This is a genomic window from Undibacterium sp. Di24W (genome assembly GCF_049340325.1).
In the GTDB taxonomy this organism is placed as follows: Bacteria; Pseudomonadota; Gammaproteobacteria; order Burkholderiales; family Burkholderiaceae_D; genus Undibacterium.
In genome coordinates, this window is the sequence record NZ_JBMPOP010000009.1 from 78843 (window position 1) to 91257 (window position 12415).

General features: G+C 47.2%; 8 protein-coding genes. 2 read left to right on the forward strand and 6 right to left on the reverse strand.

Annotated features, from left to right (window positions below):
• Positions 1-69 precede the first annotated feature (69 nt).
• The gene (locus ACO0KZ_RS17845) at positions 70-618 is read left to right on the forward strand and encodes a cytochrome b (protein ID WP_422997697.1); all 549 of its coding nucleotides are present in this window, start codon (positions 70-72) and stop codon (positions 616-618) included.
• A 78-nt stretch (positions 619-696) separates the two neighbouring features.
• Here the strand turns inward: ACO0KZ_RS17845 and ACO0KZ_RS17850 are convergent, their stop codons facing one another.
• Positions 697-1671: an alpha/beta hydrolase gene (locus ACO0KZ_RS17850; RefSeq protein WP_422997699.1), complete on the reverse strand. Its 975-nt coding sequence runs from the start codon at positions 1669-1671 to the stop codon at positions 697-699.
• Positions 1672-1839: 168 nt separating this feature from the next.
• Between ACO0KZ_RS17850 and ACO0KZ_RS17855 the strand changes: the two genes are divergently transcribed.
• Positions 1840-3138, forward strand: coding sequence for a dipeptidase (locus ACO0KZ_RS17855; protein ID WP_422997701.1), 1299 nt, complete (start codon positions 1840-1842; stop codon positions 3136-3138).
• A gap of 59 nt (positions 3139-3197) precedes the next feature.
• On the opposite strand, the gene ACO0KZ_RS17860 is transcribed toward ACO0KZ_RS17855, so the two are convergent.
• The 5 genes from ACO0KZ_RS17860 to ACO0KZ_RS17880 all read right to left on the reverse strand — a co-directional run bounded on the left by ACO0KZ_RS17860 (position 3198) and on the right by ACO0KZ_RS17880 (position 12406).
• Positions 3198-4382, reverse strand: a complete 1185-nt coding sequence (locus ACO0KZ_RS17860; protein ID WP_422997703.1) for a pyridoxal phosphate-dependent aminotransferase — start codon at positions 4380-4382, stop codon at positions 3198-3200.
• A 172-nt stretch (positions 4383-4554) separates the two neighbouring features.
• A complete protein-coding gene (locus tag ACO0KZ_RS17865; protein ID WP_422997705.1) occupies positions 4555-8205 on the reverse strand; it encodes a response regulator in 3651 nt (1216 codons plus the stop codon).
• Between the two features lie 411 nt (positions 8206-8616).
• Positions 8617-9663 (reverse strand): ABC transporter ATP-binding protein, encoded by a 1047-nt coding sequence (locus ACO0KZ_RS17870; RefSeq protein WP_422997707.1) that lies wholly within the window; start codon positions 9661-9663, stop codon positions 8617-8619.
• Complete coding sequence (locus tag ACO0KZ_RS17875) at positions 9660-11264, reverse strand: ABC transporter permease (protein ID WP_422997709.1); 1605 nt, start codon at positions 11262-11264, stop codon at positions 9660-9662. Before ACO0KZ_RS17875 ends, ACO0KZ_RS17870 begins: the two co-directional genes overlap by 4 nt.
• A gap of 134 nt (positions 11265-11398) precedes the next feature.
• Positions 11399-12406: an extracellular solute-binding protein gene (locus tag ACO0KZ_RS17880; protein ID WP_422997711.1), complete on the reverse strand. Its 1008-nt coding sequence runs from the start codon at positions 12404-12406 to the stop codon at positions 11399-11401.
• Between the last annotated feature and the right edge of the window lie 9 nt (positions 12407-12415).

Consider the following 12415-nt stretch of genomic DNA (forward strand, 5'->3'; position numbering starts at 1 on the left):
CTTAAGTCCAACAAATTGTGACTCCATTAAAATGCAGCATAGTCTTCAGTAACAAAAACGAGGAAAGCCATGAACTCCACCACCATACTCACGACGAATACTCGCTATCATAAATTGACGATAAGTCTGCATTGGTTGATGTTGCTACTTTTAATCGCCGTATATGCCACCATAGAATTACGTGAGTTTTTCCCCAAAGGCAGTGATCCGCGCAAAGCAATGAAAATGTGGCATTTTATGTTGGGCTTATCCGTCTTAACATTTGCCTTGGTTCGTCTGTTTGTGCGCGTCACCAATCAGACTCCACCGATAGTCCCCACCCCACCTAAATGGCAAACCATGATCGCGAATATTATACATATCGCGTTATATGGTTTAATGATAGGTATGCCAATCGCTGGCTGGCTAATTTTAAGCGGCGAGGCGCAAGTTATACCTTTCTTTGGGTTTGAATTGCCGGCCTTAATTGCGCCAAACAAAGATCTGGCACATCAAATCGAGGAGCTACATGTGAGCTTTGGGAAAGCGGGCTATTTCTTGATTGGGCTGCATGCAATGGCCGGTTTATATCACCATTATGTCGTCAAAGATAATACTTTACGTCGCATGTTGCCCTGAATTTGCAGGCATCATCGTAAAACAAAAAAAGCCGGTAAACAGCTAAGCTTACCGGCTTTTTTACTCAATAATCCGAATTCATTTCGGCGTAAAACTCTTCTTCAAAAAATTAATCAAGGGATTAACAAAGCTTGGATCTAAATAGAGATGGGGATCGCTATACGAGGCAACCTGCTGCTTTATATCCATGGGTACTTGTTTCAAAATATGATTCATCCCTTTGATCACATGCAATTGCGCCATAGGTTGCGACTTAGACAAAAGCAGCGCCTCACTGACCGTTACTTGGATATCAGTGTCCCCCTGAAAAATCGCCACGGGCATTTTAAGTGTTTTAATCACATCGGCGGGTGTGACGTTAAACCAAGAGATCAAGTACGGCTGCACACTAGGTCGGTACAAAGCCAATAGAGGCGCAGGAATTTCTTGCACCAATTCACCTTTTTCTAATTTACTCAAAATAGTTTCATTTAACTTCAATAAATCGGGTGGAAGTTTATCTTGCAATTGCGTACGCAGAATTTTTGAAGCAGATCGTGCTGGGCCAGATAAAGAAACGTATGCAGCCACATCGCTACTTTGCGCGGCCAGCATACCCACACTGGAGCCTTCGCTATGTCCTATGATAGCCACGCCAGAAAAACGCGGATCGGCATTGAGTTGCTTGACCCATAACTGCACATCGGCGACATACGTTTGAAATCGTAACTCTGCTTCAGATTTACCTGCAGCGAAGCTTTCACCAACGCCACGCTTGTCGTAACGCACACTAGCAAAACCCGCAATCGCCAATTCTTCCGCCAACATCTTTAAACCGTCATTTTTGCCTTGCAATGCGGGACTATTGCCATCTCTATCAGTGGGACCGGAACCAGAAATCAATAAGATAACCGGTGGCTTGACTTTATGTCCCGGAATTAACAAGCTGCCATACAGCGTGTTGGCGCCTTCTCCCGAGGTGATGCTTGACGTTATAAACTCGGCACGCGCCTGCGCTGCAAAGCACAGCGCTAACATCCAAGCGCAAAAGAACAAACCGTTTTTAAGTTTCATAGGCTTCACCATTCAAGTCGAGTCTAACTTTTTTACATCACAAAACTGTACCCTAGTTTGTACATAAATTCCAGATCACGAACTGAGCAGTTGTACGTTTATGCGAAGCCGCCTATGCTGTAACACTTTGGCATCGCCACTTGATCTGACTTTTTGGAAGCCCTCACAATGAAAAAACTCAAGCAACTAATACTTGTTCCAGCGATGGTGTGCTGGTTTGCCTGTAGCACGTTGGCAAACGCCCAGACTATGCCAAAAGATGCTGATCCGCAATTGTGGTCACGTGCCTTAAAAATACACCGTAGCGCTATCATTGTTGACGGCCACAATGATATTCCTACACCCTTGGTCGATGAGGACTTTAATCTGGCGCGCAACACAATTGGACAATTTCATCTCGATGGTGATCCTTTCCATACCGACTTGGCGCGACTGAAAGCAAGTGGTGTGACTGGCGAATTTTTTTCCATCTATGTCTCAGGAGACACCTTGAAAACCGGCGGTGCGATGCATAGAGCCATGGACATGATAGATGCACGCAATCGAGAAGTTGAGAAACACGCGAAACTTTTAAGCGCCTGTAACAGCAGTGCCGATATTCGACAAGCGAAACAGCAACACAAAGTCTGCGCCTTGATGGGCATAGAAGGTGGTTACGCGATCGAAAATTCGCTGCATGCGCTGCGCAATTTTTATAGGTTAGGCATACGTTATATGACACTGACCCACAACGTCTCGCATGATTGGGCTGACGCGCATGCGGATGTCCCGAAGAACAATGGCTTAAGCAGTTTTGGAAAAGACGTCGTGAAAGAGATGAACCGTCTCGGTATGCTGGTAGACATTTCGCATGTCTCAGAAAAGGTCATGCAGGATGTGCTCGATATCTCCAGCGCGCCAATTATTGCTTCGCACTCTGGAGCACGTGGTGTCAACGACCACACGCGCAATGTACCCGATGCTGTTTTGAAACGCTTAGCAAAAAACGGCGGCGTGGTCATGATTAATTTTTTCCCAGCCTTCCTTGATGCCCGAACCAATCAAGAAATGCAGCAACGTAAGGAGAAGTTAAAGCCGGAACTCAACGCTTTGCAAGCAAAACTTAAAGATAGTCCCAACGCTTACCCACAAGCCGAACGTCAGATATTGGCGCAGCATCCTATCTATATCGCCAGTTACACTCGCATCGTGGACCACATTGATTACATCAAAAAAATTGCGGGCATAGATCACGTGGGTCTAGGTTCAGACTACGATGGTATTCCTATGCTGCCTGCTGGCATGCAAGGGATGGAAGATCTGGCCTTAGTCACCTTTGAGATGCTGCGTCGTGGCTACACTGAAGCTGAGATAAAAAAAGTCTTGGGCGAAAACTTTTTAGGTGCTTTCGCTCAGGCGGAAAAAGTCGCGAATGTACGCCACCGCTCTATCAGCGGCGATGGCAGTCTCAGTAAGTTACCTAAATGAGCTACCTAAACAAGCTGCCTAAACTTGTAAACTCCGATCATTCGATTGAACTACGTGGCTTACCAAGAACGCCAAGTTTTTAAGCCGCGCGCAATACGTTCTACCGCTTGCTCTAAACGGCTCAGATTTTGGGTATAAGCAAATCGCACATGTTGATGTGATTGATGCTGACCAAAATCTAGCCCAGGCGTGAAGGCGACAAATTCGGTCTCTAAAAAATGCTGGCAGAACGCGTATGCGTCCCCGCCCAATTCGCTGATGTCAGCATACAAATAGAATGCCCCTTCTGGCTCAACAGCGATTTTAAATCCAAGATTTCGCAATGCGGGCAATAAAAAATCTCGGCGTCTTTCGAACTCGTGACGGCGCTCTTCAAATATCGCAATGGTGTTTTCTTCGAAACAAGCAAGCGCCGCATATTGCGCAATACTAGGTGCACTGATGTATAAATTTTGAGCCAGTTTTTCCAGCTGAGAAACAGCATCGTCCGGTGCAACCAACCATCCAAGGCGCCAGCCTGTCATGCCAAAATATTTGGAAAAACTATTCAGGACGAAGGCCTCATTGTCGACCTCCAATACACTACTGGCATCAACACCGTATGTTAGTCCATGATAAATCTCGTCCACCACCATGTGCCCGCCTTGCGTACGAATCGCTAGCGACAATGCTTGTAATTGTTCACGGCTAAGTAAAGTTCCGGTGGGATTCGCCGGTGAGGCAAGTAAAGCACCCACCGTATCTGCATTCCAATACTGGGTGACTAACTCTGGCGTCAGTTGATAGTTCTGTTGCGGCGTGACGGGAACCAATTGTGCCGAGGCCTCGATCAATCGCAAGAAGTGTCGATTGCAGGGATAACCGGGATCAGCCATGAGCCAATGCTTACCCGGGTCTACTAGCAAGCTGGTGGCGAGCAGCAAAGCACCTGAACCTCCTGGCGTAACCAAGATACGACGTGGGTCGATATTCAAGCCATAACGCTGCTGGTAAAAATGACTAATTGTCTCACGCAATTGCGGCAGGCCTCGTGCTGCGGTATAGCTGGTTTTACCTGCAGCCAATGCCGCCTGACCCGCCGCAATGATAGGTGCAGCGGTCACAAAATCAGGCTCACCGATTTCCAAATGAATCACATCATGTCCCGCCGCCTGCAACTCATTGGCACGTGCCAGTAATGCCATCACATGAAAAGGTTCAATCGCCCGACTGCGCGCACTGTAGGTCTTACCGGAAGTTGTCATATCAATGTCTGAATTAGAAAAACGAGATAGGTCGATGGAAGCTGATCGCAGGTGCACAGTGTAGTGACTAAATCTTAATTTGGGAAATATGCAAAGCTAATTGCACCATCACGAGAAGTGATATAGAAGAAATATTAAGTAAATTTAGCTTCTAAATTGCATCCTTGTTTGCCTAAGTATTCTCCAATAAAGACAAAGCTTCATCATATTCATATTGTGCAATATGCTGATTCAGTCTTTCTAACAATGTGCCATCGAATAAACGCATTAAGGCTACGCGATGTTCTTCAAAATACTGAGGGCAATCGCCGCTGTAGTTAGCAAGCAGTTCGCGCAACTGCTGCAAGACATCAGCCAAAATGTCGTGACTGATATCCGCAGTAGTCTCAAGTTCACTAGCCGTGGGGTGATATGCTGCGACCTGTTGCACTGGCAAACCCTGTTGCAGCTCGACCAGTACCAGACTTAAAGATTTGTCCAATCTTTGCCATAACTCGCGAACCTCTTCCGAGTTCACATTCTCCGCTGTGCAGCTATTCAATGAGCACTCCAATTGCATGGCATCTAGTTGCACTTGCTGCGCACCTATACTTCCGGCTAAGCCTTTTAAAGTATGCACCAGCATCGTGGCCTGACTCAATTGACCGAGTTCCATCGCATCACGTAATTGCGCTGCCGTATTTATTTGCCCTTCAAGGAAGCGGCGCAAAACTTTCAGATAGAGGTCATGTTTCCCCATCATTTGACTAAGCCCGCGCGCGCTATCTATCTGCTTCAAGCAAGCAAAATCAAATCCTACTTTGGCGCCGTTTTCTTCACGATTTTTATCACTATCTGAATTGCCATATGCTACCAACTCTTGTGCCACCTGGGCGGGCTCGCCTGTACTCGCTTTATATTCTAACCAGCGCGCTAAAGTAGTGAATAAGGCATTCGGTTGCACCGGTTTCGCCAGAAAATCTTGCATGCCTTCGTCCATACAACGCTGCCGCACGTCCGCCATTGCATGGGCAGTCATCGCGATAATAGGCACATGATTCAAATGTGGATTTTGGCGTATCTGCCGCGTTGCCTGATGTCCATCCATACCGGGCATTTCCAGATCCATCAGAATCAAATCATAGTAATCATAGGGAAGTCCCTGCAATTTATCCAAAGCCTCTTGCCCAGCACCAGCAAGTTCAACTTTAATCCCTACCGTCGCTAACAACTCCACAGCAATCTGTTGATTAATTTCGTTGTCTTCGACCAGCAATACTCTGGTATCGGCATATTGATACTGGGCGCTGGAGATGGTTCTTCCTATCTGCAACAATGCCGCTTCACTACAGGTATGGAACGGTAGAAAAAACTCAAAATTGGATCCCGCACCTAAACGACTTTGTACTTGAATACTGCCACCCAATAGCTCAACCAATTGGCGCGAAATGGACAAGCCCAAACCAGTGCCACCAAACTTGCGGCTGGTCGAGCTGTCGGCCTGATGAAAAGCGGAAAATAAGCTTTGCATCTGAATCTCGTTCATACCAATACCAGTATCACATACGGAAAAATGCAGTTCCAAATGTTGTTCTTCTGGACTAGTCATATCAAAATCGTCGGCACTACGCAAATCAAGTCCAATGCGAACCCGCCCCGTTTCAGTGAACTTGATTGCGTTGTTCACTAAATTAATCAGGATCTGTCCCAATCGCATCGCGTCGCCGACCAAAAAACGCGGTATATGCTCAGGAATTTGTATCTGCAATTCCAGCCCTTTATCACTGGCTTTTTGTGCGGTAACCGTCTGCACATGCAAGATCACATCATCTAAAGAAAAGGGACTGAAATCAACTTCCATCTTCCCTGCTTCGATTTTAGAAAAATCGAGAATATTATTGATAATGCCAAGTAGGGCATTACCGGCATCATGAATTTTACTCAGATAATCACGTTGCTTAGCAGTTAGATCAGTACGCAAAGACAAGTAAGCCAAACCGATAATTGCATTCATGGGCGTACGAATTTCGTGACTCATGGTGGCGAGAAATGCGCTCTTCGCTTCATTTGCCAGCTCTGCCATTTCACGTGCGTGCTCTTCCGCCGCAATTTTCTCCGCCAACATTTGCTGATGTCCACGCTGCGCTTCAGCTTGCAAATCCTGATCCAACAAGGCCGCAGTACGCGTGATAGAGCGGATTTCATCAGGGCGATATTGATTAAAATCGAGTTTGCCACCAATCAAGAGAAATCCGGTCAATTGCCCACGATGGGTAAACGGGACCAGTAGCGCATTTTCGCCCGTCTGGCCTTGCAAAGATAGAGGCAAGCGCGAGCTAAGCATGCGCGCTAGATCGCCACCTAAGGCATGGATACGATTCGGGGCATGTGGGAAATCACCCGTAATTAAGGTACAGAAACCTTCATGAGAATTATAGATCGCGGTGTATGCACCACCTGCATAGGCGCGTAGAGCATCCAGATAATGCGCAGCTAAAGCATCCTGTCCTGTGACATTCGCCGCATTTGCTACTGCAACTTGCAATGCTTCCTCCTGCGCCCGCCACTTAGGGTACAACCAGGTTCTGACCAATTGTTCTGCCACAGCCAGAAACGGCTTGTACAAGGCAATCAAGATAAGCCCACATACAGTATCGAACAACAAAGTTTGCCACCGCACTTGTATGTTTAACAATGGCGCAAGCAAATACTGCATGAAGACGAGACATGCAATGATGCCGCCAGTGACCAAGGCATAGACACTAAAACGGTTAATGGCAAAACTAAAATCGAACAAACGGTTACGCAATAGTGCATAGCCCAGACCACAATAGGCTAAGAAAATAATGGACGAATTGAAGAACTCAAAATAGGCGACTGCCCGCTCTTCATCCATGATGCGAAACAAATTATGGAACAAGTAAATCGCATAGATATTACCCATGCAGAATCCTATCCAGGCCAATCGTTGGCGCGTAACACCGCTACTGACCCGCCATGAAATGACTAAAGCACCGAGGGACAAAACCACAGATGCAATTGCCAGACAGCGACGCATCATCCGTAAATTTACCCACTCACGGACTTCCCACGGCAGCATCCCCAACTTCAAAAAAATATGGTACAGGGTATAACTGGCAAACACACCGGCATATACATAAAAACCGTAACGTACCCAGGGCAAACGCCAATGAGGTCGATCTTCAGGAAAAATCAGGCAAAAATACGTGAAGAACACATAGCCGACAAAGAGCTCAATAGGAAACAGATAAACGCTTAAGAAATCTTGAAGTTCGCCACCGGGTAAGTAGGGAATAAAGGTATCGGGGATAATCACAAGCATGGCAATTGCCAATATACGCATCGCGCTGCTTGCCAAATGACGCCAGGAAATTACGGCAATAATCAATAAGGCGATATAGGTAGTCGCAAACTGTACGACTGTAATTGCCTGCCAAACCGTGGCATGGGCAAGATTTTTTAAAACAGGCTGAACAGATACCGCTTCAAAAACGTCTTTATCTGATGATCCACGGTAAAGACGCAATGCCACACGGTCTTCCCGTGCCAGCAAGCGCCCGTCATCACCAGGATTTTCAAAGATTACATAATCACCGACTTTGGCGCCAATAGCCGCTAAAGGTGAGCTAGGGATAATTTTATCGATCGGCAAGCGATAACTTTTATCTGGTGCACCAAACACCACGCCTAAGTTAGCCGCAACCTGCGGTGCTGCGGCACGCTCCCATTGTCTGGTTGCCCAAATATTCAGCACGCCAAATATCAAGACCAAGCTAAACATCAGGGTCTTAAATTGGGTATTACTGAGTAGTGCTGACTTCATTTTTGCTTTTAACTTTAAACAAGATTAGGTTAAGCCAAGAGTAGCGTAGAGCAAGCAAAGCGAGACTTAAGCAAGGCTACACTAGCTCTTACAAAAAAATAATGCTGTCTCTTTATTTTGAGAAACTCAATTCTAAATGTGAAGCGCATATTTCTAGGTGTTTTTACAGAAATATTGTAATAAAACACTGTGATTGTGGTGCAACTGGTATCTGTACGATGTGATTTTGCGAACTAAACACGAGTAATATGGCAAGGGTAGCTCCCGCGATTCAGTTGGCAGAGGATGTTGATATCAATTAAACATTGGCCTAAAGAAGATCAAGAACGTGTATTACGCGAAGCTTAGCAAAGGATTAAAGCTCAATAGAGAGTGAGGTATCTATCAGAAAAGATCGAGGCCAATTCTGCCCTATTTTTTGAAAGCAATCACATGCTCGCATTCAAGTTCAATCCCGATAGCCTCACCGATCGAATGATTGTGATGACTAGGCACCAAGGATAAAATACGATTCCCCGATGGTAATGCCAAGGTATAGAGAAAATGAGCGCCGCGAAACACCTTGGCGACGACTTCAGCTTTGAGCGGACTACTATCAACATGCACGATATCATCAGGTCGAATCAAAACTTCCATAGGACAACCTAAGCAGCAGTCGATGGATTTGATACGGCACATTTCGCCTAATTCAAATTCAATACAATTCGCGCCCGTCAATTTGGCCGGTAACAAAACGCCCTCGCCAATGAAATTAGCTACGAAGCGATCAACCGGCTCGTGGTACAAGTCGTAGGGCGATGCCCATTGGCGTAATGCGCCATCGGTCATGACGCCGACACGATCCGCCATGGCAAACGCTTCTCGCTGATCGTGCGTGACTAAGATGGCGGTGGTGCCGCGCTCTTTCAAAATGCTGCGCACTTCTTGACCCAAGCGTTCGCGCAATTCAACGTCGAGATTAGAAAAGGGTTCATCCAAAAGTAAGAGTCGTGGCTGTGGCGCTAGAGCACGTGCTAAAGCGACCCTTTGTTGCTGGCCGCCGGATAACTCGTGCGGATAACGCGACGCGACATGACCAAGTCCAACCAGATCGAGTAGCTCGTTGCTCGCGCGATTGTCTTTGGCTTTCAGACCAAACGCGACATTTTCTGCCACCGTCAGATGGGGGAACAATGCGTAATCTTGAAACACCATACCAACTTGGCGCTCTTGCACAGGCACTTGTTTTTGCACTGAGCCGACGAGACGATCTGCAAGCTCAATGGTGCCCGCTGAGATCGCTTCAAACCCCGCGATCGCACGCAGCACGGTGGTTTTTCCGCATCCTGATGCGCCTAGCAAACAGCCGATCTCACCCTCTTCCAGTTCAAAGGATAAATGTTCAACGACTTTGCGTCCCGCATAGGAAACGGCTAGTCCATCAACCTTGAGTAAAGGGTTCCTCACTAAAGCACTCATGATTTATTTTCCGACTTGTTCACTAACAAAATTACGGGAACAATGCCCGCAATTACGATCAACATGCTAGGCAAAGCTGCTTTTTGCCACATGCCTTCGGATGTCATTTCAAACACGCGCACCGCTAACGTATCCCAACCAAATGGCCGCGTCATTAGCGTGATGGGCATTTCTTTCATAACGTCGACAAAGACCATCAGAATCGCTGTCAATACACCGCCGCGCATCAGTGGAATATGTAAGCGTCGCAGCAAACCACACTCACTCACACCGAGCGTGCGTGCTGCATCTTCTTGGTTATAACTGATTCTCTGCATCGCGCCATCAAGCGGCTGAAATCCAACTGCCATAAACCGCGCCGCAAGTGCTAACAACATCACCGCCACTGAACCTTTCAGAATTTGCAAAGTGTCCCATCCCAAGGCCTGTGCGATTGGCAATAATTGATTATCAATCCAAGCGATCGGAATAAAAACACCGACCGCCAATACCGTACCTGGCACGGCATAGCCAACCGTGGCGAAACGTACCAAGACCGAGGTGATCTTTGATGGATAGCGGCGTTGAATAAACACGATAAGCAATGCCAAACCCGTGACCAGTATGCCAGCCAACAGGGAGATGCCGATCGATCGCACGATAAAGCCAAGGTAACGAGCATCAAAATCCTCCTGCCATACTTGCGCGGTCCAGCGGACTAATTGCAGCATCGGGATCACGAAACTGATGGCGAGTACCGCACTACAAGTGAGGCTCGCACACCATCCTTGCACTCGACTCAATACGATACGCTCTGCAGCGACAATGCGACCATGGTAACGACGGTCACCACGCGCCCAGCGCTCCATCGCGAGCAAGAGCACAACAAGCAAGACCAGTAAAGACGCCAATTGGGATGCCGCAGGCAGATTAAATAAGGAGAACCATGATTTATAAATGGCGGTCGTAAAGGTATCAAAATTAAAAATCGATACCGTACCAAAATCTGCGAGCGTTTCCATCAAAGCTAAAGTCAAGCCACCAATCAACCAAGGTCGTGCCATTGGCAACGCCACCTTCCAAAACGCACGAGGACGCGACACGCCCAACATCTGCGCCGCTTCGAGAGCGCGTTTGCCCTGCGTCAAAAAGGCATTGCGGGCTAACAAATAAACGTAGGGGTAAAACGTCAAGGACATGACGAGAATCACACCACCCGTGCTGCGAATACGCGGAAACCAAGCGGACGATCCGGTCAACTCACGCACATAGCTTTGTAAGGGTCCTGTAAAATCCAAGAGATCGACCATCACAAAAGCCAATACATACGCTGGCATTGCCAATGGCAACATCAAAGCCCAGGCAAAAAAACCGCGTCCAGGAAATTGGCAAACAGCCGTCAGCCATGCCAGAAGCACGCCAAGCAACAGAACCCCTACCCCAACTCCCGCTAACAATATCGCCGTGTTTTTAAACACCGATGGCAATACAAATTCAATCAGGTGTTGCCAGACCTCGGTTTGCGGTTGAAAAAAAGCAGATAGGACGACTAGCAAGGGCGTAATCGTAAGCAAAGCAATTGGCAACAGGATAAATGCACCACGTGCAGAGAAAAACCGCATAGACTTCCAAAAAGGGAAATGGGCAGGCTCAATTAATGAGCTGCCCAATCGTATTCACTGACGTTAACTCTGGTTCACCAAAGTGGTCGAATGCATGACCAAACTCATAGCAAAACTTGTTTGTCGCTTGCGTCTTATTTGTATCCAGCGCGATCCATCAGTTTAACTGCTGGCGCTTGCAATTCACCAGCTTTGCTCATATTAATCAGATTGGATTTAAACGGCCCCCATGAAGCAACCAGTTGGTCAGGCTTGACCGTCGGATTGACTGGAAACTCGATGTCTTTATCCGCGTAGATATTTTGTGCTTTGCTAGACGACAGCCACTCCATCAATTTGATCGCGCCAGCTTCATTTTTGGCATGGCGCGTCAAACCCGCACCAGAAATATTCACATGGACACCTTCGGCTTTTTGGTTAGCCCAAAATAGCTTGGTTTTAAATTGCGGATTTTTATCCACGATACGACCGTAGTAATAGGTATTGGCGATACCAACACCACATTGTCCAGCTGCGATCGCTTCGAGTAATTTGGTGTCGTCTGGGAACACATCGGTCGCCAAATTAGCAATCCAGCCGCGCACAATTTTTTCTGTCTTGGCTTCACCGTATTGAGCGATCATCATTGCGACCAAGGATTGGTTATAGACCTTTTTGCTTGTGCGCAGGCACAATTTGCCTTTCCACTTCGGATCCGCTAAATCCTCGTAGGTGGAAAGCTGTTCTGCTTTCACCAAATCGGGGTTAAAGAACATCGTACGTGCACGCAATGAAAGGCCGTACCACAAGCCATTGTCATCACGTAAATGACTAGGCACATTCTTGTTCAAAATCTCCGATTTAACTTGTTTGAGCAAGCCAACATTCGCGGCTTGCCAAAGATTCCCCGCATCCACCGTAATCAACAAATCAGCAGCGGTATTACTCCCCTCAGCTTGCAGACGCGCCATCAGCGGTCCTTCTTTGTCGGTCAAGACTTTAACTTCTACGCCAGTCTCTTTGGTGTAGGCGTCAAACAGAGGCTTGATCAATTGTTCGTTACGAGCACTGTAAACAGTGACAGACTGTGTTGGCGTTTGCGCGTGCGCCGCACCAGCAAGGGATAGACACGCCAAAGCGGTCAACGAAAGATGTTTCATCATGAGAATGTC